Annotated in this window: 24 protein-coding genes; 9 read left to right on the top strand and 15 right to left on the bottom strand. The window is 71.4% G+C overall.

The features are described from left to right. Window positions 1-79: 79 nt before the first annotated feature. Window positions 80-1,879, bottom strand: coding sequence for a DEAD/DEAH box helicase (locus tag MRBLWH7_RS04915; protein WP_342001924.1), 1,800 nt, complete (start codon window positions 1,877-1,879; stop codon window positions 80-82). Between the two features lie 262 nt (window positions 1,880-2,141). Between MRBLWH7_RS04915 and MRBLWH7_RS04920 the strand changes: the two genes are divergently transcribed. Both MRBLWH7_RS04920 and MRBLWH7_RS04925 read left to right on the top strand, forming a co-directional pair. After that, window positions 2,142-3,002, top strand: coding sequence for an SGNH/GDSL hydrolase family protein (locus MRBLWH7_RS04920; protein WP_341999709.1), 861 nt, complete (start codon window positions 2,142-2,144; stop codon window positions 3,000-3,002). Window position 3,003: 1 nt separating this feature from the next. Next, complete coding sequence (locus MRBLWH7_RS04925; protein ID WP_341999711.1) at window positions 3,004-3,693, top strand: SDR family oxidoreductase; 690 nt, start codon at window positions 3,004-3,006, stop codon at window positions 3,691-3,693. A gap of 20 nt (window positions 3,694-3,713) precedes the next feature. On the opposite strand, the gene MRBLWH7_RS04930 is transcribed toward MRBLWH7_RS04925, so the two are convergent. Next, entirely contained in the window at window positions 3,714-4,517 is an 804-nt protein-coding gene (locus MRBLWH7_RS04930) for an RNA methyltransferase (protein WP_341999713.1), read from the bottom strand. Between the two features lie 23 nt (window positions 4,518-4,540). Continuing rightward, window positions 4,541-5,314: a class I SAM-dependent methyltransferase gene (locus MRBLWH7_RS04935; protein ID WP_341999715.1), complete on the bottom strand. Its 774-nt coding sequence runs from the start codon at window positions 5,312-5,314 to the stop codon at window positions 4,541-4,543. Between the two features lie 102 nt (window positions 5,315-5,416). On the opposite strand from MRBLWH7_RS04935, the gene MRBLWH7_RS04940 reads away from it, so the two are divergent. Next, complete coding sequence (locus MRBLWH7_RS04940) at window positions 5,417-6,250, top strand: Sir2 family NAD-dependent protein deacetylase (RefSeq protein ID WP_342001927.1); 834 nt, start codon at window positions 5,417-5,419, stop codon at window positions 6,248-6,250. 38 nt (window positions 6,251-6,288) lie between these two features. Beyond that, window positions 6,289-6,894 (top strand): histidine phosphatase family protein, encoded by a 606-nt coding sequence (locus MRBLWH7_RS04945; RefSeq protein ID WP_341999717.1) that lies wholly within the window; start codon window positions 6,289-6,291, stop codon window positions 6,892-6,894. Window positions 6,895-6,903: 9 nt separating this feature from the next. On the opposite strand, the gene MRBLWH7_RS04950 is transcribed toward MRBLWH7_RS04945, so the two are convergent. The 5 genes from MRBLWH7_RS04950 to MRBLWH7_RS04970 are packed head-to-tail and all read right to left on the bottom strand — an operon-like array spanning window position 6,904 to window position 13,144. Then, a complete protein-coding gene (locus MRBLWH7_RS04950; protein WP_341999719.1) occupies window positions 6,904-7,713 on the bottom strand; it encodes a CoA ester lyase in 810 nt (269 codons plus the stop codon). After that, entirely contained in the window at window positions 7,710-8,237 is a 528-nt protein-coding gene (locus MRBLWH7_RS04955) for a MaoC family dehydratase (RefSeq protein ID WP_341999721.1), read from the bottom strand. The genes MRBLWH7_RS04950 and MRBLWH7_RS04955 overlap by 4 nt, the downstream gene beginning before the upstream one ends. Before the next feature lie 16 nt (window positions 8,238-8,253). Beyond that, window positions 8,254-9,414: an acyl-CoA dehydrogenase family protein gene (locus tag MRBLWH7_RS04960; RefSeq protein ID WP_341999723.1), complete on the bottom strand. Its 1,161-nt coding sequence runs from the start codon at window positions 9,412-9,414 to the stop codon at window positions 8,254-8,256. A gap of 16 nt (window positions 9,415-9,430) precedes the next feature. Further along, window positions 9,431-11,485: a biotin carboxylase N-terminal domain-containing protein gene (locus MRBLWH7_RS04965; protein ID WP_341999726.1), complete on the bottom strand. Its 2,055-nt coding sequence runs from the start codon at window positions 11,483-11,485 to the stop codon at window positions 9,431-9,433. Window positions 11,486-11,539: 54 nt separating this feature from the next. Beyond that, window positions 11,540-13,144 (bottom strand): carboxyl transferase domain-containing protein, encoded by a 1,605-nt coding sequence (locus tag MRBLWH7_RS04970; protein WP_341999728.1) that lies wholly within the window; start codon window positions 13,142-13,144, stop codon window positions 11,540-11,542. Window positions 13,145-13,279: 135 nt separating this feature from the next. On the opposite strand from MRBLWH7_RS04970, the gene MRBLWH7_RS04975 reads away from it, so the two are divergent. Further along, the gene (locus MRBLWH7_RS04975) at window positions 13,280-13,876 is read left to right on the top strand and encodes a TetR/AcrR family transcriptional regulator (protein WP_341999730.1); all 597 of its coding nucleotides are present in this window, start codon (window positions 13,280-13,282) and stop codon (window positions 13,874-13,876) included. Window positions 13,877-13,907: 31 nt separating this feature from the next. Then, a complete protein-coding gene (locus tag MRBLWH7_RS04980) occupies window positions 13,908-15,725 on the top strand; it encodes an alkaline phosphatase family protein (RefSeq protein ID WP_341999732.1) in 1,818 nt (605 codons plus the stop codon). Window positions 15,726-15,757: 32 nt separating this feature from the next. Here MRBLWH7_RS04980 and MRBLWH7_RS04985 read toward each other — a convergent pair whose 3' ends face one another. From MRBLWH7_RS04985 to pdhA, 3 genes are read right to left on the bottom strand one after another with little or no spacing between them, the layout of a single operon-like run. Further along, window positions 15,758-17,161 (bottom strand): dihydrolipoamide acetyltransferase family protein, encoded by a 1,404-nt coding sequence (locus tag MRBLWH7_RS04985; protein ID WP_341999734.1) that lies wholly within the window; start codon window positions 17,159-17,161, stop codon window positions 15,758-15,760. Further along, entirely contained in the window at window positions 17,161-18,171 is a 1,011-nt protein-coding gene (locus tag MRBLWH7_RS04990; protein ID WP_341999736.1) for an alpha-ketoacid dehydrogenase subunit beta, read from the bottom strand. Before MRBLWH7_RS04990 ends, MRBLWH7_RS04985 begins: the two co-directional genes overlap by 1 nt. Before the next feature lie 2 nt (window positions 18,172-18,173). Next, window positions 18,174-19,304: a pyruvate dehydrogenase (acetyl-transferring) E1 component subunit alpha gene (gene pdhA, locus MRBLWH7_RS04995; RefSeq protein ID WP_341999738.1), complete on the bottom strand. Its 1,131-nt coding sequence runs from the start codon at window positions 19,302-19,304 to the stop codon at window positions 18,174-18,176. Between the two features lie 165 nt (window positions 19,305-19,469). Here pdhA and MRBLWH7_RS05000 point away from each other — a divergent pair, with 165 nt between their 5' ends. Continuing rightward, window positions 19,470-19,943 (top strand): Lrp/AsnC family transcriptional regulator, encoded by a 474-nt coding sequence (locus MRBLWH7_RS05000; RefSeq protein ID WP_341999740.1) that lies wholly within the window; start codon window positions 19,470-19,472, stop codon window positions 19,941-19,943. On the opposite strand, the gene MRBLWH7_RS05005 is transcribed toward MRBLWH7_RS05000, so the two are convergent. Further along, a complete protein-coding gene (locus MRBLWH7_RS05005; protein ID WP_341999742.1) occupies window positions 19,915-20,925 on the bottom strand; it encodes a DMT family transporter in 1,011 nt (336 codons plus the stop codon). The two genes, MRBLWH7_RS05000 and MRBLWH7_RS05005, sit on opposite strands and share 29 nt — an antisense overlap. A 75-nt stretch (window positions 20,926-21,000) precedes the next feature. Between MRBLWH7_RS05005 and MRBLWH7_RS05010 the strand changes: the two genes are divergently transcribed. Then, a complete protein-coding gene (locus tag MRBLWH7_RS05010; RefSeq protein ID WP_341999744.1) occupies window positions 21,001-21,555 on the top strand; it encodes a CGNR zinc finger domain-containing protein in 555 nt (184 codons plus the stop codon). Here MRBLWH7_RS05010 and MRBLWH7_RS05015 read toward each other — a convergent pair. After that, complete coding sequence (locus MRBLWH7_RS05015) at window positions 21,515-22,414, bottom strand: alpha/beta hydrolase (RefSeq protein ID WP_341999745.1); 900 nt, start codon at window positions 22,412-22,414, stop codon at window positions 21,515-21,517. The two genes, MRBLWH7_RS05010 and MRBLWH7_RS05015, sit on opposite strands and share 41 nt — an antisense overlap. Window positions 22,415-22,502: 88 nt before the next feature. Here MRBLWH7_RS05015 and MRBLWH7_RS05020 point away from each other — a divergent pair, with 88 nt between their 5' ends. Then, window positions 22,503-23,234, top strand: a complete 732-nt coding sequence (locus MRBLWH7_RS05020; protein ID WP_341999747.1) for an exonuclease domain-containing protein — start codon at window positions 22,503-22,505, stop codon at window positions 23,232-23,234. A 57-nt stretch (window positions 23,235-23,291) separates the two neighbouring features. On the opposite strand, the gene MRBLWH7_RS05025 is transcribed toward MRBLWH7_RS05020, so the two are convergent. Both MRBLWH7_RS05025 and MRBLWH7_RS05030 read right to left on the bottom strand, forming a co-directional pair. After that, window positions 23,292-23,546: a type B 50S ribosomal protein L31 gene (locus MRBLWH7_RS05025; protein ID WP_045302322.1), complete on the bottom strand. Its 255-nt coding sequence runs from the start codon at window positions 23,544-23,546 to the stop codon at window positions 23,292-23,294. A gap of 121 nt (window positions 23,547-23,667) precedes the next feature. Continuing rightward, window positions 23,668-24,453, bottom strand: coding sequence for an ABC transporter ATP-binding protein (locus MRBLWH7_RS05030; RefSeq protein WP_341999750.1), 786 nt, complete (start codon window positions 24,451-24,453; stop codon window positions 23,668-23,670). Between the last annotated feature and the right edge of the window lie 5 nt (window positions 24,454-24,458).

The raw sequence follows: 24,458 nt of genomic DNA on the forward strand, positions 1-24,458 counted from the left end.
GCTAGTCACCGCTGCGGGCACGGCTGCCCCGGAACCGGGGATTGCCAGCATTTCGGGGATCCGAACGTCCCCGCGCCCGTCAGGAGCGGACGCGCTTGCGAAGCACGTCGATGCGCGACTGCAGCTGCGTCACGGTGGCATGCGACACGGCCGGGCCGCCGCAGATGCGGCGCAGCTCGGCGTGCACGAGGCCGTGGGCCTCGCCCGTCTGGCGGGCGTAGAGGCCGACGAGGCTGTTGAGCAGCTGGCGCTGCTCCTTGAGCGTCCGGTGCAGCGCCTGCGGCAGCGCGGGCTCCTCCTCGGGCACCGTGGCCTCCTGCGCCTCGCGCGCGCTCCGGTGACGCGACTGCCGCGACACCCGCGACATGAGCACATCGTGCACCTGGTCGGGCTCGAGCAGACCCGGGATACCGAGGAACTCCTCCTCCTCGGGGGTGCCGGGCACCGCGAGCTGGCCGAACTCCTTGCCATCGAAGAGCACGCGGTCGAAGTGCGCGAGCGAGCCCAGCGCCTGGTACGTGAACTCCTCCTCGAGCGCGTCGGACGCCTTGTCCTCGCGCTCCGCCGCGTCCATGAGGTCTTCTTCGGCGTTCCACTCGTCCTCGCCGTCGGAGTCGCGGTCCAGAGCATGGTCGCGCTGGCGCTCCATCTCGTTCGCGAGCGCGAGCAGCTGAGGCACGTTCGGCAGGAACACGCTCGCGGTCTCGCCGCGACGCCGCGCGCGCACGAAGCGTCCGATGGCCTGTGCGAAGAACAGCGGGGTCGACGCGCTCGTCGCGTACACGCCGACGGCGAGCCGCGGCACGTCGACGCCCTCCGACACCATGCGCACCGCGACCATCCACCGGGTGGTCGACTTCGAGAACTCCTCGATGCGGCCGGACGCCTCGGCCTCGTCCGACAGGACGACGGTCGGTGCCTCGCCGCTGATGTCCTGCAGGATCGCGGCGTAGGCGCGCGCGGCGGTCTGATCCGTCGCGATCACCAGGCCGCCGGCATCCGGAACGTGCTCTCGCACCTCGGTGAGCCGCCGGTCGGCCGACCGCAGCACGGCGGGGATCCAGTCGCCTTCGGGATCGAGCGCGGTGCGCCACGCCTGCGACGTGATGTCCTTCGTGTTGTCCTGGCCGAGCTGCGCCTCCATCTCCTCGCCGGTCTTCGTGCGCCAGCGCATCTGGCCCGCATAGACCATGAAGAGCACCGGACGCACGACGCCGTCCTCGAGCGCGCGGCGGTAGCCGTAGGCGTAGTCGGTGCGCGAGACGCGGATGCCCTTCGCATCGGGGTGGTACTCGACGAACGGGATGGGAGCCGTGTCACTGCGGAACGGCGTTCCGCTCAGGAGCAGCCGGCGGGTCGCCCGCGCGTACGCCTCGCGCAGCGCGTCGCCCCAGCTGAGTGCGTCGCCGCCGTGGTGCACCTCGTCGAGGATCACGAGCGTGCGCGCGTCCATCGTCAGCCGCTGATGGACGGATGCCTTGACCGCGACCTGCGCGTACGTCACGGCGACGCCGTGGTACTGCCGTGCGGGCGCGAAGTGCCTGTTGCTGAACGCCGGGTCGAGACGGATGCCCACGCGGGCGGCGGCGTCGGCCCACTGCGTCTTCAGGTGCTCCGTCGGGGCGACGACGACGATGCGGTTGACGACGCGGCGCCGCAGCAGCTCGCTCGCGAGGCGGAGGGCGAACGTCGTCTTGCCGGCGCCAGGGGTCGCCGCGGCGAGGAAGTCGCGGGGTCCGCCGCCGGGGCCGTCCGGGCCGTCCAGTCCGAAATAGAGATCGAGCGCCTCGGCCTGCCACGCGCGCAGACGCTGCGCGGTGCCCCACGGCGCGCGCTGCGGGTAGGTGGGCGACAGGTGCTCGGCGGCGAAGCTGCCGATGTGCGGATCGGCGCCGTGGGGGCCGGTGCTGAGGCGGCGGTCGGCGAGGGACTCGGTGAGGAGTTTCCCGGGGAGGGCGGGCGGTGATTCGATCGTCGTTTCGTCCGTCACCGATCACACCTCCCCCGTAGACAACGAGTCACCACGATAGACGACCCGGACGACATCGAGGGTCGACGAGTCGTGGGGCCGCAGCATCCGTGGATGTCCCCCTGCCGCGATAGCCTGACTGTCGGTCACGAGCCGAGAACGGATGACACGGATGTCCACGAGCGAAGATCCCCGCAGCCCCTACGTCGCGAACGCCGAGCCGCACCCGTGGCGACGCTACGTCGCGATCGGCGACTCGTTCACGGAGGGGGTGGGCGACCCCGAGCCGTCGGCCCCGAACGGGTTCCGTGGCTGGGCCGACCGTGTCGCGGAAGTGCTCTCGGAGCAGGTCGACGACTTCGCCTACGCGAACCTGGCGATCCGCGGGCGCCTGATCGGCCAGATCGTCGAGGAGCAGGTGGCGCCGGCCATCGCCCTGAAGCCGGATCTCGTGACCTTCTCGGCGGGCGGCAACGACGTCATCCGCCCCAACGGCGACCCCGACCACGTCGCTCAGCTCTTCGAGGACGCCGTCGTGCGCCTCTCACGCGACGGCGCGACCGTCGTGGTCTTCACGGGCATCGACACGGCGTTCACCCCGGTCTTCCGCGGCATCCGCGGCAAGGTCGCGATCTACAACGAGAACATCCGCGCGATCGCCGAGCGCTACGACTGCATCGTCGCCGACCAGTGGGCGCTCAAAGAGGTGCAGGACATGCGCTTCTTCGACGACGACCGCCTGCACTACAACGCCCTCGGGCACCACGAGGTCGCCCGCATGGTGCTGCGCGCGCTCAACGTGCCGAACGACCTCCAGCCGATGCAGCCGGACCCGCTCCCGGTCCGCACGTGGCGCCAAGCCCGGGCCGTCGACATGGTCTGGGCGCGCGAGTACTTCGTGCCCTGGGTGCTGCGGCGCGTGCGTCACCAGTCGTCCGGCGACAACGTCACCGCGAAGCGTCCCGACCCGCTGCCCGTGATCACCCTGGCGCCCGGGCAGGACCCCGCGGCCGGTCGCGGCGAGGAGGCCTGACGTGGCGACGCACCTCGTCACCGGCGCGGGCTCGGGCATCGGCGCGGCCCTGACCGAGATGCTCGCCGCGCGCGGCGACGAGCTCTGGCTGCTCGTGCGGGATGCCGGCCGCGCCGCGCAGCTGCGAGAGCGCTTCCCCGGTGCGCAGACGCTCGTCGGCGACCTCGCGGACCCGGCGCGCCTGTCGTGGGCGTTCAGCCATCAGACCGTGCCGCCCCGGCTCGATGCGCTCGTCCACGTGGCAGGTGTCGTGGAGCTCGGCGCGGTCGGCGAGACGCCGGTCGCGACGTGGCAGCACCAGCTCAACGTCAACGCCGTCGCGCCGGCGGAGCTCACCCGCCTGATGCTCCCCGCCCTGCGCACCGCCCGCGGACGCGTCGTGTTCGTGAACTCCGGGGCCGGCCTGCGCGTGAGCCCCGAGTGGGGTTCGTACGGTGCCAGCAAGTTCGCGCTGCGTGCGGTCGCCGACGCGCTCCGCGAGGAGGAGCGGGCCAACGGCGTGCGCGTGACGACGGTGTACCCGGGCCGCACGGCGACGCCGATGCAGGAGAAGGTGCACCAGCAGGAGGGCGCCGACTACGACGCGTCGCAGTGGATCGACCCGGCCTCCGTCGCGTCCGCGATCCTGGCAGCCCTCGACCTGCCCCGCGACGCGGACCTCACCGAGCTGACGGTCCGTCCGGGCGCCTGAGCCGCGCGCGGCGGGACGGGTCAGCGCGCCCGCAGCTCCCACAGCGCGACAGCACTCGCGGCGGCGACGTTGAGGGAGTCGACGCCACCCGCCATGGGAATCGTGACCACGGTGTCGGCGGCCTCGAGCGCGCGGCGCGACAGTCCGTCGCCCTCGGCGCCGAGCATGAGGGCGACCCGCTCCGGGCGGCGCCCGCTGAAGGTGTCGAGCGACACGGCGTCGTCCGACAGCGCGAGCGCCGCGAGCTCGAAGCCCGCGTCGTGCAGCACTCCGCGCGCCTCGCCCCACTCCGGCAGCCGCGTCCACGGCACCTGGAACACGGTGCCCATGCTCACCCGCACGCTGCGCCGGTACAGCGGGTCGGCGCACCTCGGACTCACGAGCACCGCATCGGCGCCGAGCCCCGCCGCCGCGCGGAAGATCGCCCCGACGTTGGTGTGATCGACGATGTCCTCGAGCACGACGACGAGCCGCGCGTCTTGGACGACCTCCGCCACGGGCGGGAGATCGGGCCGATGCATCGAGGCCAGCGCGCCCCGGTGCACGGCGTAGCCGGTGAGGGACTCGGCGATCGCCGGGGTCACGACGTACGTCGGCACCGCAGCATCCGTCACCAGCTCCTCGATGTCGGGGAGCCACTTCTCCTGCACCAGCACCGACCTCGGGCGATGGCCGGCGGCGATCGCGCGCCCGATGACCTTCGCCGACTCGGCGATGTACAAGCCGCCCGCGGGCTCGATCACGCGCCGCAGCGCGACATCGGTGAGATCGCGGTAGTCCGTGAGCCGCTCGTCGGAGGCGTCGGTGATCTGGATCGCGTGCATCGCGTCCCATCGTCGCACGGCGCTCAGGCCCGAGTGCCGACCGCCGTCCAGGCCCGCGCGGTCGCCGTGAACGCCCCGTCGCCGAGCTCCTCGCGCAGCGAAGCTTCGAGCCGCGCGAGCTCCTGCCCATCGAGCATGGCGATGTACCGGCCCGCCGGCCCGACGCCGAGGAGGAACGGGTCCCACCAGTCGGCGAAGTCTCGGAACGACACCGTGCACTCGACGACGGTCTGCGCGACGTCGGCGAGTCCTGCGCGGCGGAAGATGTCGACGAGCTGCCCCGGTGCGGCTCCGCTGAGACCGGCCTCTCCGCGCACGTCCTCGTCGAGTCGGCGTGCGACGCGCCAGAACGTCGAGAGCGGGCCGCCGTCGCCGGCGTGGTCCCACACACAGGCCGAGACGCGGCCCCCCGGCGCCGTCACGCGGCCCATCTGCGTCACCCCGCGCACCGGGTCCGACATGAAGTGGACGACGAGCTGGGCGAGCGTCGCCCCGAACTCCCCGTCGGCGAACGGCAGATGCTCCGCTTCGGCGACACGGACGTCCACGCCCGGGCACAGCTCCTCCGTCGCCTCGACGAACGCCGGTTCCGGATCTGCGGCGCTGATCGCCGCAGGCCCGCGACGCTTCACGAGTTCGAGGGTCAGCATCCCCGGTCCGCAGCCGACGTCCAGCACACGGGCGTCCGCGTCGACGCCGTCGAGCCCCACGGTGGCGAACCCGACCGCGAGCGGGGTCGAGAACCGGCCCATGAAACGCGCGTACTGCTCAGCGCTGACGCCTCCGAAGCTGCCCACGCGCTCATCCTGGCACGCCGCGCCGCCCCGTAACATCCCGGAAAACCGCGGGGCCTACACTCGACGCGAAGGGGGTGCGCCGTGACGACGATCGCGACCGGAATGGACGCCCGGACCACCGATGCCGTGGCCCAGGCCATCGCCGCGCTTTCGGGCCGGCGCATCGCCGTCCTGACGGGCGCGGGGGTCTCGACCGACTCGGGCATCCCCGACTACCGGGGCGCGGGCGCGCCCGTGCGGACCCCGATGACCGTCGAGCAGTTCCTCTCGAGCGACGCGTCGCGCCGCCGCTACTGGGTGGGAAGCCACCTCGGCTGGAAGGCGTTCGCGTCGGCCGAGCCGAACCCCGGCCACCGCGCCCTCGCCGACCTCGAGGCCCGCGGGCTCGCGACCGGGGTCGTCACCCAGAATGTCGACGGGCTCCACGTGCGCGCCGGCAGCCGCCGCGTCGTGGAGCTCCACGGCACGATGCGCCGCATCTTCTGCACCCACTGCGGCCAGGTCTTCGACCGGCGCGACCTCGCCCGTCGCGTCGAGGATGACAATCCGTGGATCCGCGTGCCCGAGAACGTCGCACTCGGCCCCGACGGCGACGTGCTCCCCGAGAGCACCGAGGGCTTCCGCATCCCCGACTGCAGCGTGTGCGGCGGGATGCTGAAGCCCGATGTCGTCTTCTTCGGCGAGTTCATCCCCGCCGAGAAGTTCCGCGAGGCCGAGCAGCTCGTCCACACGAGCGGGGCGCTCGTCGTGGCGGGGTCGTCGCTGGTGGTGAACTCCGGTATCCGGCTGCTCGAGCGTGCACGCCGCCGTCGCCTGCCCGTCGTCATCGTGAACCGCGGTGCGACGCGCGCCGACGCCCGGGCGACGGTCAAGATCGACGCGGGCACGAGCGAGGTGCTGCGCGCGCTCGCCGACGGGTTGCCCGCTCTCGCCTGAGCGGCTGACGCCCAGACGGCGCGGGTAGGGTCGAGAGCATGACCGCGCTCACCCTGATCCGCCACGGCGAGACCGATTGGAACCGCGACCGGCGCATCCAGGGCGCGACCGACATTCCTCTCAACGAGACCGGGCGCTCGCAGGCCCGCGCGACCGCGCAGGTGCTGCGCGAGCGCCTCGACGGCGCCGTGCCTGTGACGATCGTGTCGAGCGACCTCGCCCGTGCCCGCGAGACCGCGGAGATCATCGCCGCCGAGCTCGGCCTCGCGGCTCCGCGCACGTACGCCAGTCTGCGCGAGCGCGCATACGGCGAGGCCGAGGGTGTCGGCATCGAGGAGTTCCGCAGCCGCTGGGGCGACTGGTACACGGCGGAGGTGCCCGGTGCCGAGCCGTGGGCCGATCTGCGCACCCGTGCGATCGCCGCCCTCGGCCGTGTCGTGCGGGAACACCGCCGCGCGACCGCTCCTGCCGCGGCCTCGCTCATCGTCGTGAGCCACGGCGCGCTCATCCGCGAGGTGATGCGCCACGCGACCGCCGGCGAGCTGCCGCTCGAGGGCGAGCGCCTCGCCAACGGCGCCACCCACGACTTCGTCTACGAGCGCGACCACCTGCGGCTCGTGACCTACGCGGGGCTGGTGGCCTAGGCTCGGCGCTCAGCCGTCTGCGCGGGCCAGCACGCCGCGCGCGTGGCGCAGCACCGGCTCGTCGACCATCCGTCCCTCGTACGAGAACACGCCGCGCTCGCCGTCGGCCGCCGCGAGGACGGCACGCGCCCACGCCACGCTCTTCTCGTCGGGGCGGTAGGCGGCACGAATGACCGCCACCTGGCTCGGGTGGATGCATGCGGTGGCGCGGAAACCGGATGCTGCGGCATCCGCCGCCTCGATGGCCAGGCGCTTCGCGTCCTCGATGTCGAGGTGCACGGCGTCGATCGCGGCCTTGCCGCGCGCGCCGGCCGCCAGCAGCACGCGAGACCGCGCATAGCGCGCGATGTCGCGATAGCGGCCGTTGGGCTTTCGGCTGGAAGTGCCGCCGATGCTCGCGACGAGGTCCTCCGCGCCCCACATCATCGCGACGACGTTGTCGAGGGCGGCGATGCGGTCGGCCTGCGCGACCCCTTTCGCCGTCTCGCACAGGGCGACGACCTCGAACCGGGCGTCGATGCGCCGGACGCGCTTGGGCGACTCCGACTTCGCGACCATGATGCGCCGGTAGTCCGTCTGCGACAGCGTGGCGAGGTCGGCGGTGAAGGCGTCGGTCTCGGGCGGGTTCACCCGGACGATGACCCGCGCCGGGTCGAGCTCCGACTCGATGAGGTGACCGCGCGCCGCGGTCTTGTCGGCGGGCGCCACGGCGTCTTCGAGGTCGAGGATCACCGCATCGGCTCGGTCGTACGCCTTCGCGTATCGCTCGGGCCGGTCGGCCGGGCAGAACAGCAGTGCGGGGCCGAGATCGAAGCTCACGACGTCTCCTCCGGGGTCTTCGGTGCGCCCCACATGAGCGCAGTCCGGGTGGCGAGGGCGACGACCTCGCCCCGCTGATTGCGGCCGGTGTGCCGCAGCGTGACGATCCCCTGCCCCGGTCGCGAGGCCGAGAGCCGCTTGCCGAGGACCTCGGTCTCGGTGTAGAGCGTGTCGCCGTGGAACAGGGGCGCCGGGAACGACACGTCCGTCATCCCGAGCTGGGCGACGAGCGTCCCCTGCGTGATCTGCGAGACGGATGCGCCGACCATCGTCGCGAGCGTCCACATCGAGTTCATGAGGCGCTGTCCGAACGGCTGCGACTCGGAGAACGCGGCATCCAGGTGCAGCGCCTGCGTGTTCATGGTGATCGACGAGAACAGCACGTTGTCGGCCTCGGTCGCCGTGCGGCCTGGCCGGTGAAGGTACCGCGCACCGACCTCGAGCTCGTCGTAGTAGAGCCCGCGCTGCACGATCTCGCGCGCCTCGCCGGCGGGAAGGGCGTGCTCGGGAGCGTCGGGGGTCACGTCTGTCACGCTACCCTCACGCCACGCCGAGCGCCCGTGCGATCACGAGGAGCTGCACCTCGTTCGTGCCCTCGCCGATCTCGAGGATCTTCGAGTCGCGGTAGTGGCGCGCGACGGGGTACTCGTTCATGAAGCCGTTGCCGCCGAAGATCTGGGTCGCGTCGCGGGCGTTGTCCATGGCGGCGTCGCTCGCGGTGAGCTTCGCCATCGCCGCCTGCGTCTTGAAGGGCTTGCCCGCGTCGCGCAGGCGCGCGGCATGGTGCCACGCGAGCCGCGCGACGTGCACCCGCTGCTGCATGCGGGCAAGGAGGAATTGGATTCCCTGCCGCGTCGAGAGCGCGTCGCCGAACACCGTCCGCTTCTTGGCGTAGTCGACGGCGGCGTCGAGGCATCCTTCCGCCGCTCCCGTCGCGAGCGCGGCGATCGCGATGCGTCCCTCGTCGAGGATGTGGAGGAAGTTCGCGAACCCGCGTCCCTCCGTCCCGAGCAGGTTCGCCGCGGGCACGCGCACGTCCTGGAACGTGAGCGGGTGCGTGTCGGACGCGCGCCAGCCGACCTTGTCGTAACCGGGCTCGACGGTGAAGCCGGGTGTGCCGTGGGGCACGATGATGGTCGAGATCTCCTTGCGGCCGTCGGTCTCACCCGTCACCGCGGTGACCGTGACGAACCGCGTGATGTCGGTGCCCGAGTTGGTGATGAACTGCTTCGAGCCGTTGATGACCCACTCGTCGCCGTCCCGGCGCGCGGTCGTGCGGGTGGCGCCCGCATCCGATCCCGCCTCCGGCTCGGTGAGCCCGAAGGCGGCGAGCGCCGTGCCGGCGAGGAGGTCGGGCAGGAGCTCCTGCTTCTGCTCCTCGGTGCCGAACCGGAACACCGGCATCGCGCCCAGGCTGACGCCCGCCTCGAGCGTGATCGCGAGCGACTGGTCGACGCGGCCGAGTGCCTCGATCGCGAGGCAGAGCGCGAAGTAGTCGCCTCCCTGTCCTCCGTACTCCTCGGGGAACGGCAGGCCGAACAGCCCCAGCTCCGCCATCTGCGCGACGACATCCATCGGCAGGGTGTGCGTGCGGTCGGCCTCGTACGAGACGGGCGCGACGACCTCGTCGGCGAACTGCCGCACCAGGGCGGCGAGCTCCCGCTCGTCGTCGCTGAGGTCGTAGGTGTCGTAGCTGTCCATTGCTGCTCCTCGGGTGTCAGGAGGTCGGCGCGGACGCCTCGTGGGCGTCCGCGGTGGATTCGTCGGGAGAATCGGATGCCGCCGCCGGCGCGTCGGCGAGCGAGACGTGCGCGAGCACCTGGTCGCGGCGCACCTGCTCCCCGACGGAGATGTCGACGCGCACCACGCCGTCATGCGGGGCGAGGACGGGGTGCTCCATCTTCATCGCCTCGATCGTCACGATGCGGTCGCCCGTGGCGACGGTCGCGCCATCGGTCACATGTACGGCGACGACGGCGCCCGGCATCGGGGCGCGCAGTTCCGGATCGGATGCCGCGGCCGCGCGCTCTCGGGCCGCCAGGCGCCGCTCCATCGCGGCGCGCCGGCTCAGCCGGTGGAGGCGATGCGTCGCGCCATCGGCGTGCACCCAGACCCAGCCGTCGGCGTCGACCGCCGTGCGCGCCGGCAGGGCCGCCGAGGTGGCTGGTGTGGTCGCGTCCGACGCTCCGAGGCGCCCCGACGTGTCACCTCCGCCGGCTGTCACGGCGTGGACGTCACCGGATTCGTCGAGGAGCTGGAGCGTCGCCGGCACGGCGGGCGCGCCCGCCCGCCATCCCTCGAGCTCTCGCCAGGCCGCACCGCTGCCCGCAGCCCGCGGTGCATCTGCGCGGCGCGAGTCGATCGATGCTGCGGCGCGCAGCGCGGCGGGCGTCGGCGGCTCGCTCGTGTAGGCAGGCATCCGGTCGATGAGCCCGGTGTCCATGTCGCCCGTCTGCACGCCGTCCTCAGCCAGGAGCGCGCGCAGGAAGCCGATGTTGGTGTCGAGCCCGAGCACCACCGTCTCGGCGAGCGCGCCGTCGAGCCGTGCGAGCGCCTCCGCCCGGTCGGATCCGTGTGCGATGACCTTCGCGATCATCGGGTCGTAGTCCGCCGTCACGACGCTCGCGGTCTCGACGGCCGAGTCGGTGCGGACGCCCCCGGCGGCCCGCCACGCCAGCACCTCGCCGGTGGCGGGCAGGAATCCGCGCTCCGGTGACTCCGCGTACACCCGGGCCTCGATCGCGTGGCCGTCGAGGCGCACGTCGTCCTGCGAGAACGAGAGCGGCTCCCCCGCGGCGATCCGCAGCTGCTGCTCGACCAGGTCGAAGCCGGTCACCAGCTCGGTGACCGGGTGCTCGACCTGGAGGCGCGTGTTCATCTCGATGAAGAAGAACTCGTCGGGCCGGGCGGCGGCGACGAGGAACTCGACGGTGCCCGCTCCGCGATAGTCGACCGATGCCGCCGCCGCGCAGGCGGCCGCGCCCAGGCGCGCGCGGGTGCCGGCGTCGACCGCCGGCGACGGCGCCTCCTCGATCACCTTCTGGTGCCGGCGCTGGAGCGTGCACTCGCGCTCGCCGAGGTGGACGACGTTCCCATGCACATCGGCGAGCACCTGCACCTCGATGTGGCGCGGGCGCTCGATGAGCCGTTCGAGCAGGAGGGTGTCGTCGCCGAACGCGGCCGACGCGACGCGACGCGCGGTCGCGAGGGCGTCGGGCAGCTCGCGAGCCGACCGGACCACCTGCATGCCCTTGCCGCCGCCGCCGGCCGACGGCTTCACCAGGAGGGGGAAGCCGGTGCGCTCGGCGGACGCCGAGATCTCAGCATCCGTCATCCCTGCTGCGCTGAAGCCGGGCACGGTCGGCACGCCGTGGGAGGCGACGTGCGCCTTCGCGCGGATCTTGTCGCCCATCACCTCGAGCGCGCGCTCGCCGGGACCGATGAACACGATGCCCGCCGCGGTGCACGCCCGGGCGAAGGCGACGTTCTCCGACAGGAAGCCGTACCCGGGGTGCACCGCCTGCGCACCGCTCGAGACGGCCGCCGCGACGACGGCGTCGATGTCGAGGTACGACTGCGCGGCCGCGGCGGGACCGATGCGCACGGCGTCGTCGGCTTCGCGCACGTGCGGCGCGTCGGCGTCGGCGTCGCTGTACACGGCGATCGACCGGATGCCGAGGCGCCGGAGAGTGCGGATCACCCGGCGGGCGATCTCGCCGCGGTTGGCGACGAGGACGGTGTCGAACCCTTCGGCGGGTTCAGGCAGCGGCATTCCGTCTCGCTTCGCTCGCTCAATGACCGGGGGCATGCTTCGCACTTCTCTCGCTCACATCCGGAAGACGCCGAAGCGCGGTTCGGGGAGGGGGGTGCGCGAGACGACGTCGAGCGCGAGGCCGAGAAGGTCGCGGGTGTCGAGAGGGTCGACGACGCCGTCGTCCCACAGGCGCGCCGTCGCGTAGTACGGGTCGCCCTGCTCCTCGTAACGCGCGCGGATCGGCGCCTCGAACGCCACCTGGTCGCCGGCGGACCACGCCTCGCCGCGCGCCTCGAGCTGGTCGCGCTTGACGGTCGAGAGCACCGACGCCGCCTGGCTGCCGCCCATCACCGAGATGCGGCTCGCCGGCCACGTCCAGAGGAACCGCGGCGAGTACGCGCGACCGCACATCGAGTAGTTGCCGGCGCCGAACGACCCGCCGATCACCACCGTGAGCTTCGGCACCCGGGTGGTGGCGACGGCCGTGACCATCTTCGCGCCGTCTTTCGCGATGCCGCCGGCCTCGGCATCCCGCCCCACCATGAAGCCCGAGATGTTCTGCAGGAACAGCAGCGCCACGCCGCGCTGGTCGCACAGCTCGATGAAGTGGGCGCCCTTCTGGGCGGACTCGCTGAACAGCACGCCGTTGTTCGCGACGATGCCGACCGGGTGCCCGTGGATGCGCGCGAACCCGGTCACCAGCGTGTCGCCGTACTCGCGCTTGAACTCGTGCAGCTCGCTGCCGTCGACGAGTCGGGCGATGACCTCGCGGACGTCGTACGGCTGGTTCACGTCGACGGGCACGACACCATACAGATCGGATGCCGCCACCGCCGGCTCGACGGTCGGCACGACCTCCCACGCGGGCTCTGCCGGCGCGGGCAGCGTCGCCACGATGTCGCGCACGATTTGGAGGGCGTGCTCGTCGTCCTCCGCGAGGTGGTCCACGACGCCGGAGCGGCGGGCGTGCAGCTCTCCCCCGCCGAGCTCCTCCGCCGTGACGACCTCGCCGATCGCCGCCTTCACCAGCGGCGGACCGCCGAGGAAGATCGTGCCCTGGCCGCGCACGATCACCGTCTCGTCGCTCATCGCCGGCACGTACGCGCCCCCGGCGGTGCACGAACCGAGCACCGCGGCGATCTGCGGGATGCCGGCGGCGGAAAGTCGCGCCTGGTTGAAGAAGATGCGGCCGAAGTGGTCGCGGTCGGGGAACACCTCGTCCTGCATCGGCAGGAACGCGCCGCCGGAGTCGACGAGGTACACGCAAGGCAGGCGGTTCTCCAGAGCGATCTCCTGTGCCCGCAGGTGCTTCTTGACGGTGAGCGGATAGTACGTCCCACCCTTGACCGTCGCGTCGTTGCACACCACCATCACGTGGCGGCCATGCACCAGCCCGATGCCCGCGATCACGCCCGCGGCCGGGGCGTCGCCGTCGTAAAGGCCCTCCGCGGCCAGCGGGGCGACCTCGATGAACGGGCTCCCCTCGTCGAGCAGTCGCGTGACCCGGTCGCGCGGCAGCAGCTTGCCGCGCGCGACATGCCGTTCGCGCGAGGCGGCGGGTCCGCCGGCGGATGCTGCGGCCAGCCGCGCGCGCAGCCCCTCGGCAAGCTCCCGCTGGGCGTCGCGCGTGCGCGCGAAGGTCTCGTCGTGCACTGCGGCGGTGCTCAGCACGCTCATCCGGATCTCCCGCGCATCTTCCTCGACGTCACGATCGGATCACGTCCGTTGTCGGGACGCGATCGGATTGGTTAGTGTTCACTAACTGAGGTTCAGGTTAGCGAGCCTTAACTGGATTTACAAGCGGAGCAGCAGATGACGAACGGTGTCACCGACCGCGATCGCGCGAAGGCCGACCGCCACGCGGCGATCCTCCACGAAGCGGCCGCGCTCTTCGCCGAGCGCGGGTTCAGCGGCGTCAGCCTCGAAGACATCGGCGGGGCGGTCGGGGTCAGCGGTCCCGCGCTCTACCGTCATTTCGCCAACAAGCAGGCACTGCTCGGCGCGATTCTCGTCGAGGTGAGCGAGCGGCTCCTCGCGGGCGGGCGCGCAGTGATCTCGAGTCATGACGAGGCCTCCGAGCAGCTGGACGCGATCATCGCCTTCCACGTGGAGTTCGCGCTGCGCGACGCCGACGTCATCCGTGTCCAGGACCGCGACCTCGCGAGTCTCAGCGACGACGACCGCCACACCGTGCGGCGCCTGCAGCGCGAGTACGTCGAGGTGTGGATCGGCATCCTCTCCAGCGTCCATCCGGAGCGCGACGAGGACGACCTCCGCGTGCGTGCGCACGCCTGCTTCGGCCTCATCAACTCGACACCCCACACCGTGCGGGCGTCCAGGTCGCGCCCCGGCGAGCGCGACGTGCGCGGCATCCTCCGGACGATGGCCCGCGCTTCGCTGACCGCCTGATCCCCTGCCGGGGGCCTAGTCTGGACGGACCATGACGGGGCATGGCCAGCAGGACGACGCCCGGGCGGGGCGCGTCGACGGCACCGAGACGTCCGCCGACTCCGGCGCGCCCGAGTCGGCGGACTCGAGCTCGCGTCGCGACTTCCTCAAGCTCGGCGGGGTCGCCGCCGCCGGCCTGGTGGTGGGCGGCGCAGTGGGAGCCGCGGCCGGCGCGGCCATCGGCCACACGATCGGCCACCGCGAAGGATCGGTCGACTTCGGCGCCCTCCCACCGCGCTCGGAGCCCGGCTTCGACCACGTCGTCGTCCTCATGGGTGAGAATCGGTCCTTCGACAACCTGCTGGGATGGCTCTACACCCCCGAGAACCTGCCCCAGGGAGCCACGTTCGACGGGCTCGCGTTCGGCGACTACGCGAACACGGCGCCCTCCGGCGAGCGCGTCGCGGTGCACGCCTACTCGGGGCCCACGGACGACGTGATGGCGCGGCCCGACCCTGATCCCGGCGAGGAATTCCCGCACGTCAACACGCAGATCTTCGGTGTCGTCGATCCGAGCGACAACGCCGCGAGCCAGGTGGGCGACATGGCCGCGCCGTTCAATGCGCCCCCGTCCGGCACCGCGCCGACGATGGCGGGCTTCCTCCACGACTACTGGAACAACCTGACGCGGCTGCGCCACGGCACACAGCCGACCATCGACGAGGCGTCGCACATCATGGGCGGCTTCTCCCCCGAGCAGCTGCCGGTGCTGTCGACGCTCGCGAAGGGATTCGCGGTCTTCGACGCCTGGTTCGCCGCCGTGCCGTCGCAGACCTACTGCAACCGGTCGTTCTTCCACGCCTCGACATCGCACGGCTTCGTCACCAACAAGCACGGCGGCGGCTACGACAAGTGGCTCGACGCGGCGCCGACGCCCACGATCTTCAACCGGCTCGAGGACGCCGGCATCGCGTGGAAGGTCTACTTCGACGAGATGCAGCTGGTATCGCTCACGGGGATCCTGCACGCGCCCGTGCTGGAGAAGTACTGGCGGACGGGCCGCTTCGGGCACATGACGGAGTTCTTCGACGACGCGAAGGCGGGCACCCTCCCGGCGTACGCCTTCATCGAGCCGCGGCTGGTCTACAACCACAACGACTTCCATCCGCCGTTCGGCGCGCTCCGCGAGAGCGAGGTCGACGGCTCAGTCGTGGTGGACTCCGCCGTGTCGGACGTGCGGGCCGGCGAGAAGCTCGTGGCCGACGTCTACGACGCGATCAAGGCGAGCGCGACGCCGGATGGCTCGAACGCGATGAACACGCTGCTGCTCATCACGTTCGACGAGCACGGCGGGACGTACGACCATGTGCCGCCGCCGGCGGCGACCCCGCCCGTCGCCGACGAGGAGCCGGGCGAGATGGGGTTCGCTTTCGACCGTCTCGGCGTTCGCGTCCCGACGATCGCGGTGTCGGCCTATACGCGAGCCGGCACGATCGTGCACGACGAGATGCATCACGCGGCGGTCGCCGCCACCCTCGCTCGGCTGCACGGGCTGCGCCCGCTGACCCGGCGCGACGCCGAGGCGCGCGATCTGTTCTCGGTCGTGAACCTCGACATTCCCCGCGACCCGGCGACGTGGCCGGTGGTGCACCCGATGTACGTGCCGCCCAACCCCGACGAGGACGAGCTGAGCGACCTCAAGGACGGCCCCCACAGGAACAAGCCCCTCAGCCAGCCCGGACGCGGGCTGCTCGGACTTCTGCTCGCGCGGTACGCGGCGCCCGGCGCCGCCGAGCCGGAAACCTATGCCGAGGCGTACGACGTGCTCCAGAAGCACGGCCTCGGGCTGTTCTACCCGAAGAAGGACTGACCGGCCGATCCCCCGGCCGGCCAGCGGCCTTCTCAGCGCAGCAGCATCGCCCGCCCTGGCTCGCGGAGGATGTCCGCGACGTCCACGAGGAACCTCGATCCCTGCTCGCCGTCGACCAGGCGGTGGTCGAATGACAGCGCGAGCGTCATGACGTCGCGCAGCGCGATCTCGCCGCGATGCTCCCACGGCTGGCGCCGGAGCGCACCGAGCGCGAGGATGCCGGCCTCCCCCGGATTGATGATCGGCGTCCCGGCGTCCACGCCGAACACGCCCACGTTCGTGATCGAGAACGTGCCGCCCATCATGTCGGCCGGCGCCGTCTTTCCCGCGCGCGCGGTCTCCGCGAGCCCGCGGATGGCGTCGGCCAGCTCGACCAGGGTGAGGTCCTGGGCATCGCGGATGTTCGGCACCACGAGACCGCGCCCCGTCGCCGCGGCGATGCCGAGGTTCACGTAGTGGTGCTCGACGATCTCGCCCGCCTCGTCGTCCCACTTCGAGTTGAGGCCGGGGTGACGCCCCAGCGCGAGGCACACGGCCTTCGCGGCGACGGCCATGATCCCGATCCGGTGCTCCTGCAGGTCGCGGTCGCCCTTGAGCGAGGCGATGAGCTCGCTCGTGGCGGTCACGTCGACCGTCAGGAAGGTCGTGACGTGCGGCGCGGTGAAGGCGCTGCGCACCATGGCGTCGGCGGTCATGCGACGCACCCCGCGGATCGGCGTACGCGTCGTGCGCTCCCCCGCCACGGCCGGCGTCGGCATCTCGAACGTCTCGACCGGCTCCGGCGCAACGGGTGCGGTCGTCGTCGCACCCACGCGCGTCGCGTACGCCTCGACGTCGGCGCGCGTGATGACACCCGACGCCCCGCTCGCTTCGACGAGCGCGAGGTCGATACCCAGCTGCTTCGCCAGCTGCCTCACCGGCGGCGTCGAACGCGGGCGCTCCACGGGACGCTCCACGACATCCGCGAACTGGATCGCATCGTGCGGAGCCGCCTCGAGGACGGCGGTGTCGGATGCTGCGGCCACGGCACCTGCGACACGGGCGCGGCGCTGCGGGCGCCCGGCCCCCTTCGGCGCGGCGCCGTAGCCCACGAGGTTGGGCTCGGATTTGGCCGATTCGGCCGGCGCGCTCAGGGAGACCTCCGGGGCGGAGGTCCGGGCCTCCGCGGCGGGCGCCGAAGGCGCAGCATCCGTGCCGCCGATGTCGAAGGAGATCAGCACCGAGCCGACCGCCACGACCTCGCCCGCTTCTGCGTGGAGCGCGGTGATGGTGCCGGCGTAGGGCGACGGCAGCTCGACGACCGCTTTCGCGGTCTCGACCTCGGCGATCGTCTGGTTGAGACTGACCGTGTCGCCGACGGCGACCAGCCACTGCACGAGCTCGGCCTCGGGAAGCCCTTCGCCGAGGTCTGGGAGCGTGAAGTCCTGCACCGCCATCAGTCCAGCACCCCGCTCAGGCTGTTCGGCCGGTCCATGACGCGGTCCACGGCGTCGAGGATCCGGTCGAGGTCGGGCAGGTGGTGCTTCTCGAGCTTCGCCGGCGGGTAGGGGATGTCGTGCCCGGTGACGCGCTGCGGCGCCGCCTCGAGGTAGTTGAAGCAGCGCTCCGTGACGCTCGCGATGAGCTCGGCGCCGACGCCCGCCTCGCGCGCGGCCTCATGGGTGACCACGACGCGCCCCGTCTTGCGGACAGACGCGGTCACCGTGCGGTAGTCGACCGGCGAGATCGAGCGCAGGTCGATGACCTCGATCGAGACGCCGTCGTCCTCGGCGGCGGTGGCGGCGTCCAGCGCCGTCAGCACCTGCGAGCCGTACGTCAGGAGCGTGACGTCGCTGCCCTCTCGAGCCACGCGGGCAAGCCCCATCGGCGGGGCGTCCGCGAGCTGGACGTCCAGGTCGACCTCGCCCTTGGTGTGGTAGAGCCGCTTCGGCTCGAAGTAGACCACCGGGTCGTCGGACGCGATCGCCTGCCGCAGCATGACGTAGGCGTCCTGCGGGTTCGACACCGCGATCACGCGCAGGCCCGACGTGTGCACGAAGTACGCCTCCGGCGACTCCGAGTGGTGCTCGGCGGCGCCGACGCCGCCTGCCCACGGGATGCGGATCGTGATCGGCATCTTCACGTTGCCGCGCGTGCGGTAGTGCAGCTTCGCGACCTGGCACACGATCTGGTCGAAGGCGGGGTAGACGAAGCCGTCGAACTGGATCTCGACGACGGGACGGTAGCCGCGGAACGCGAGTCCGACAGCGGTGCCCATGATGCCCGCTTCGGCGAGCGGGGTGTCGATCACGCGCTGAGCGCCGAACTGGTCGAGCAGGCCGTCCGTGATGCGGAACACGCCGCCGAGCTTGCCGATGTCCTCGCCCATGACGAGGACCTTGTCGTCGTCCGCCATCGCGCGGCGGAGTCCTTCGTTGATGGCCTTCGCCATCGTCAGCTGCGTCATCGTCACACCCCCTCGGCGGCCGGGGCGAACCCGTCGAGGTACGCGCCGAACCACTCGCGCTGCTCGGCGAGGCCCGAGTGGGCCTCGGCGTAGACGTTGTCCAGCACGGTGAGGGGGTCGCGGGTGCGGGCGGTCATCGCCGCCTGGCGCACCGACGCCGCGAGGGCGTCGGCGTCGGCCTCGACACTCCCCACGAACGCCTCGTCGAACTCGCCGCGCGACCGCAGCAGCGCCTCGACGCGGGCGATCGGGTCGCGCCGGCGCCACTTCTCGACCTCCTCCTTGTCGCGGTAGCGCGTCGGGTCGTCGGACGTGGTGTGCGGCCCCATGCGGTACGTGACCGCCTCGATGAACGCGGGGCCGTTGCCGCGGCGCGCGTTGTCGAGCGCCCAGCGCATCGCGGCGAAGCACGCCAGCACGTCGTTGCCGTCGACGCGCATGCTGGGAATGCCGAAGCCCGGCGCCCGGCCGGCGATCGGGAACTTCGCCTGCACCGTGACGGGCTCGGAGATCGCCCACTGGTTGTTGGTGCATACGAACACCACGGGAGCGCGGAAGGAGGAGGCGAAGACCATCGCCTCGTTGACGTCGCCCTGGCTGGACGCGCCGTCGCCGAAGTAGGCGACCGACACCTGGTCTGTGCCGTCGCGCTGCACGCCCATCGCGTAACCGACCGCGTGCAGCGCCTGTGCGCCGATGATGATCTGCTGCGTCGCGGTGTTGATGTCGTAGGGGTTGTAGGTCGAGTGCTCCTCGCCGCGCCACGCCAGGACGAAGTCCGCGGGCTTGCCACCTCGGGCGTAGACCACGCCGGTCTCGCGGTAGCTCGGGAAGGCGAAGTCGTCGGCGCGGAGGGCTCGGGCGGTGCCGATCTGGGTCGCTTCCTGCCCCTGGCACGGCGGCCACAGGCCGAGCTGGCCCTGCCGCTGCAGGGCGACGCCCTCGGTGTCGATGCGCCGCAGGAGCACCATGTCGCGGTACAGGCCGCGCAGTGTCGCGGCGTCGACGTCGGCCACCCAGCGATCGAGCTCGGGGTCGGCGATGCGCTCGCCGTCGGGGGTCAGCAGTCGCGCGACATCCTCGATGTCGGTCGCGAGATCCGCTGTGGGTGTCAGGGTGTGCGTCATCGTCATCACTCCTCTTCGCCGGCCCCCTTGTGAGGGGCCGCTTGGCGTGCGCCGGCCTCTTCGCCGACTCCTCCAACGGTACGTCTGTATCGCACCTCGCTCAAGCATTCAAAGACTTCTTGAGCATGTTGACAAATGAAACACACAGGAACCGTGCTAACGTTTCGCACTATGAGTGCCCTCGATCACGTCGACCTGGAGCTGCTGACAGCGCTCTCCGCCGACCCCCGCGCGACCGTCGTCGCACTCGCCGAACGACTCGGTCTCTCGCGCAACACCGTCCAGGCGCGCATGTCGCGGCTGGAGAAGGGCGGGGTCTTCCTGTCGTACGAGCGAGCCATCTCGTCCGCCTCCCTCGGGTTCCCCATCGAGGCCTTCATCAGCGTCATCGTGCGGCAGGCCGACCTGCCCCGCATCGCCGTCGAGCTCGCCCGCGTCCCCGAGGTCGTGCAGGCGCACGGACTGTCGGGTCAGGTGGATCTGCTGGTGCGGGTCGCGTGCCGCGACACCCAGCACCTGTTCGACACGGACGCCCGCATCCTCGCCATCGAGGGCGTGGAGCGCACCGAGACGTCGCTGGTCATGGGCGAAGTCATCGCCCACCGCGTGACGCCGCTCATGGAGCTGGCGCGGCGGGACTCATAGCCGCCGGGCCTTTCGGGTTTCCGGTCGACGACGCGTCCGCGCGCACCAGCACCACGCCGACCAGGATCAGCGCGCCGCCGGCGAACTGGATGGGCGCGGGCACCTCGGCGAGGAAGATCCAGGCGAACATGAGCGCGAAGAGCACCTCCGACAGCCCGACGAACGACGCCACGCGCGAGCCGATGCGCGGCACCGCCATCACGCCCAGCGCGTAGCCGAGCGTCGTCGCGATCGCGGCGACCCAGCCGAGGGGCATCCACCACGGGACCGTCACTCCGGCGAGAACCACGTCGACCGCCGGAGCCTGGAACGGCAGGAACCCCGCGAGGCACAGCACACCCATGACCACCGCACCCGTCAGCAGTCCGCTCGCGGCCAGCGCGAGCGGCGGCAGGTCGTCGCCTGTCCGCTCCGAGATCACGAAGTAGGCGCAGACGCACACGGCCGCGGCGAGCGCGAGCAGCGTTCCGATCAGGTCGAACGAGGCGCCCGAGATGTCGACGACCAGCACCAGGCCGACCATCGCGACCGCGGACCCCCACAGCACGAGCGCCGACGGCGCTCTGCGCGTGCGCGCCCACACCGCCGCCACGAGCATGACCGGCGCGAGGTATTGGATCAGCAGGGCAACAGCCACCGGCATCCGCTGCATCGCCGAGAAGAAGAAGAGCTGGCAGCCGAGCACCGGCATCAGGCCGAAGCCGACGATGAGCCGCCAGTGCCGCTTCAGGAAGCCCCGCTGCCGCTTCATCGCCAGGAACAGCGCCGGCGAGAGCACCAGGCCCGCGACCCCCATGCGCACGAGCAGGGCGGCACCGAGCGACCATCCTGCCTCGAGGAGTGGCTTGATGAACGGTCCGCTCGACGAGAACGCCAGCGCCGACGCCACGCCCATCACAAGCCCGCTCGTGCGCATTCGCGCGCTCCTGCCGAAGGCCGCGCCGGGAGCGATGACGGGCAGGGACGTGCTCGAGGCGGTCATGGGCGGAATCCGACTGTCAGGAGTGAAGACTGTTTACACTGGTGACAGTAGCGGAACGGCATGTCAGGAGTCAACGTGATTTTCATTCATGACACGGAGCAGAATCTGCGCGCCGCGTCGTACCTCGTCAACACGATGCCCGGCTTCGACGGCGAGGACACCCTGGTGACGCTCGAGGACTTCGAGGACTACCTCAGGGTCAACCCCTATACGGGCACGATCCGCCGCGACGAAACCGAGCTGGCAGCCATCCGCGCCGTCCGCCCGCGGCTGCGTCACCTGTGGGAGGTCGACCGGGAGGGCGCCGTCCCGCTGGTGAACGAGATGCTCCGAGACGGGCAGGCGCTCCCCCGCCTCGTGATCCACGACGACTTCGACTGGCACATCCACGCCACGAGCGACGACGCGCCGCTGGCGACGCGCATCCTGGTCGAGGCGGCGCTGGCGTTCGTGGACGTCATCCGCGCCGACGAGTACGGCAGGGTGCGCGTCTGCGCGGCCGACGACTGCGACGGGGTGTACGTCGACTTCTCGAAGAACGGCTCCAAGCGCTACTGCGACACCGGCAACTGCGGCAACCGCATGAACGTCAACGCGTATCGGCGTCGGAAGGCGCGAGAAACCGCGTGATCGCGTCGGCGGCGGCCGCCGGCGTCTCGTAGTGGATGAGGTGGCCGACGTCGGGGATCTCGACGAGATCAGCGTGCGGGAACATCGTCGCGAGCTCCCGCTCGGCCTCGATCGGCGTGATGTCGTCCCTGACGGCGGCCACCAGCAGCGTCGGCTGCGCGATGCGCGGAGCGAACGCGCGCACATCGTGCGACACCGACGCGACGAACGCGTCGTGCAGCACGTCGCGGTCCGCGAAGCGCGAGAAGTAGGTGTCGTGCTGATCGTGCACGAATCGACGGATGCCGGAGTCCTTGGTCTTCGCCATCGAGACGCTCATCACCCGCACGATGAGGCCATTGCGCAGCAGCGCCTCTCCCAGGCCCTTCGGGAGCTTCGCGCCGGCCCAGTAGTAGAAGACCGCGAGACGCGTGAGGATGCCCCGTGGACCTTCGAGCGCCGGAGCGCCGATCGGGTTCACGAGGATCACCCGCGGCGTCTCGAGGCCACCGGCGACGGCGGCCGAGACGACGATCGAGCCGAACGAATGCCCGAGGATCACGGCTCCGGGTGCGACGGCCGCGGCGAACGCCCGCAGCCAGTCCGCGTACAGGTCGAGGTCGTGGATGCGCCCGGGAACGGGAGGCGTCTCGCCGAAGCCGGGAAGGTCCGGCGAGATCACCCGCACGCCCGGCAGGTGCGCGACGACGGGCTCGAGCCCGTGGTGCTCGCCGCGGAAGCCGTGCACCGCGACGATGGTCGTCTCGGCGCCTGCGGGGCCGTAGATCCAGTACGCCGTCGTGCCACCCAGCACAGCGACCTGGCGCCGCTCGACGGGGATCTCGTCGAGGAGCGGGGCGTACGGGTTCGGCGCGGTCACCCGTCGAGTCTACGAGGACTCCCCCGGGCCCGGCTGTGCGCGGAGCGCCTGCGGTCGGATGTCGGAGGCGACGCATACCGTGAACGGCATGAGCCGCCCGCAACCCGCACAGCTGCCGCTGTGGGATGTGCCGGACTGGGTTCGCATCGTGGGCGTGTTCGACCTCGAGACCACGGGCGTCGACGTCACCGCCGATCGCATCGTGACGGCCCACGTGGGTCTACTCGACGCCTCGGGCCGCGTCATCCGTGCGCGCGACTGGCTCGCCGACCCCGGCGTCGAGATCCCCGAGGGTGCGAGTGCGATCCACGGCATCTCCACCGAGCACGCGCGCGCGAATGGCCGGCCCGCCGGCGAGGTCGTGGGCGAAGTGGTCGCGGCGGTGAGCGCGCTGCTGGACGCAGGCATCCCGGTCGTCGCGTACAACGCGCCGTTCGACTTCTCGCTGCTGAAATACGAGTCGCTGCGGCACGGCGTCACGCCGATCGAGGACCCTTCGCCGGTCATCGACCCTCTCGTGGTCGACAAGGCGTACGACCGGTGGCGCAAGGGCAAGCGCACGCTCGAGGTGGTCGCTGCCCACCACGCCGTGCGGCTGGACGCCGCGCACGAGGCGTCGGCCGACGCGGTGGCGGCGGGCCGCGTCGCCCAGGCGCTCGCCGAGCGCTTCGCGCCGTGGCTGCCCGCGACCGTGCACGAACTGCACACCCGCCAGATCGGCTGGGCCCGGGCGCAAGCCGAGAGCCTCACCGAGTACTTCATCCGCATTGGGCGGCTCGACCCCGACGACCGGCTCGACGGGCGCTGGCCGATCCGCTGATGCGGCCCCGGAAACGCGAAGACCCCGCCGTGGGCGGGGTCTTCGGGGCGGAGCTGCTTACTTGGAGCCGCCGAAGTTCTTGAAGCGCTGGTTGAACTTCTCGACACGACCGGCCGAGTCCATGATGCGCTGCTTGCCCGTGTAGAACGGGTGCGAGGCCGACGAGATCTCGACGTCGATGACGGGGTACTCGACGCCGTCGAGCTCGATCGTCTTGTCGCTGGTCACCGTCGAGCGGGTGAGGAAGGTCTCGCCCGAGCCGAGGTCACGGAACACGACGGCCTGGTAGTCCGGGTGGAGGTCAGTCTTCATGATGGTCCTTTGAGGATGGTGCCCTGGATTTTGCCAGGGCGGTCAAAGTCTGGGGTGCGAATGCACCAAAGAGAGATTCTACCAGTCTCCGGCGCGGACGCCGAACCGGCCGCTTCGAGACTCAGTGCTCGGCGCGGGCGGCGTATCGACCGCCCTCTTCGTTGAGGCGGATCGGAACGCCGAACGTGTCGGTCAGGGCCTCGGCGGTCAGGGTCTCGCGGATGGGACCTGCCGCCACCGCCTGGCCGTCGCGAAGCAGCAGCACGTGGGTGAATCCGATGGGGATCTCTTCGACGTGGTGCGTGACCATGATCATCGCCGGTGTCGTGGGCGCCTGGGCGTAGCCGCCCAGCAGGATGAGGAGCTCTTCGCGGGCGCCGAGGTCGAGACTGGCGGTCGGCTCGTCGAGGAGCAGCAGCTCGGGGTCGGTCATCACGGCACGGGCGATCTGGACGCGCTTCTGCTCGCCGTCGCTGAGGGTGCCGAACGTGCGGTCGGCGAGGTGGTCGAGCTTCCACTCCGCCAGCACGCGCAGTGCGCGGCGCTCGTCGATGTCCTCATAGTCCTCGCGCCAGCGGCCGAGCACCGAGTACGCCGCGGTCAGGACGACGTTGAGGACGGTCTCCTCCGGCGGCACGCGACGCGCCATCGCCGAGGAGGCGAACCCGATCCGGGGCCGCAGGTCGAAGACGTCCGTGCGTCCGAGGCGCTCCCCGAGGATGGTCACGACGCCCGACGTGGGGTGCAGCAGCGTGTCGGCCATCTGGAGCACGGTGGTCTTGCCGGCGCCGTTGGGTCCGAGGACCACCCAGCGCTCGTCGTCGTTGATGGTCCAGTCCAGGTGGTCGACGATGTTCCGGGTGTTTCGGCGGACGACGACGTCGGAGAACTCGAGCACCTGGGGCATGCTGA

Origin of the sequence: Microbacterium sp. LWH7-1.2, from assembly GCF_038397755.1 — a bacterium.
Classification (GTDB): domain Bacteria; phylum Actinomycetota; class Actinomycetes; order Actinomycetales; family Microbacteriaceae; genus Microbacterium.

Excerpts from the sequence above, each read along its gene's own strand:
- MRBLWH7_RS04920 (WP_341999709.1), top strand. The coding sequence starts at position 2,142 with ATGTCCACGAGCGAAGATCCCCGCAGCCCCTACGTCGCGAACGCCGAG.
- MRBLWH7_RS04930 (WP_341999713.1), bottom strand. The coding sequence starts at position 4,517 with ATGCACGCGATCCAGATCACCGACGCCTCCGACGAGCGGCTCACGGAC.
- MRBLWH7_RS04940 (WP_342001927.1), top strand. The coding sequence starts at position 5,417 with ATGGACGCCCGGACCACCGATGCCGTGGCCCAGGCCATCGCCGCGCTT.
- MRBLWH7_RS04945 (WP_341999717.1), top strand. The coding sequence starts at position 6,289 with ATGACCGCGCTCACCCTGATCCGCCACGGCGAGACCGATTGGAACCGC.
- MRBLWH7_RS04960 (WP_341999723.1), bottom strand. The coding sequence starts at position 9,414 with ATGGACAGCTACGACACCTACGACCTCAGCGACGACGAGCGGGAGCTC.
- MRBLWH7_RS04965 (WP_341999726.1), bottom strand. The coding sequence starts at position 11,485 with ATGCCGCTGCCTGAACCCGCCGAAGGGTTCGACACCGTCCTCGTCGCC.
- MRBLWH7_RS04970 (WP_341999728.1), bottom strand. The coding sequence starts at position 13,144 with ATGAGCGTGCTGAGCACCGCCGCAGTGCACGACGAGACCTTCGCGCGC.
- MRBLWH7_RS04975 (WP_341999730.1), top strand. The coding sequence starts at position 13,280 with ATGACGAACGGTGTCACCGACCGCGATCGCGCGAAGGCCGACCGCCAC.
- MRBLWH7_RS04980 (WP_341999732.1), top strand. The coding sequence starts at position 13,908 with ATGACGGGGCATGGCCAGCAGGACGACGCCCGGGCGGGGCGCGTCGAC.
- MRBLWH7_RS04985 (WP_341999734.1), bottom strand. The coding sequence starts at position 17,161 with ATGGCGGTGCAGGACTTCACGCTCCCAGACCTCGGCGAAGGGCTTCCC.
- MRBLWH7_RS04990 (WP_341999736.1), bottom strand. The coding sequence starts at position 18,171 with ATGACGCAGCTGACGATGGCGAAGGCCATCAACGAAGGACTCCGCCGC.
- pdhA (WP_341999738.1), bottom strand. The coding sequence starts at position 19,304 with ATGACGATGACGCACACCCTGACACCCACAGCGGATCTCGCGACCGAC.
- MRBLWH7_RS05000 (WP_341999740.1), top strand. The coding sequence starts at position 19,470 with ATGAGTGCCCTCGATCACGTCGACCTGGAGCTGCTGACAGCGCTCTCC.
- MRBLWH7_RS05005 (WP_341999742.1), bottom strand. The coding sequence starts at position 20,925 with ATGACCGCCTCGAGCACGTCCCTGCCCGTCATCGCTCCCGGCGCGGCC.
- MRBLWH7_RS05020 (WP_341999747.1), top strand. The coding sequence starts at position 22,503 with ATGAGCCGCCCGCAACCCGCACAGCTGCCGCTGTGGGATGTGCCGGAC.
- MRBLWH7_RS05025 (WP_045302322.1), bottom strand. The coding sequence starts at position 23,546 with ATGAAGACTGACCTCCACCCGGACTACCAGGCCGTCGTGTTCCGTGAC.
- MRBLWH7_RS05030 (WP_341999750.1), bottom strand. The coding sequence starts at position 24,453 with ATGCCCCAGGTGCTCGAGTTCTCCGACGTCGTCGTCCGCCGAAACACC.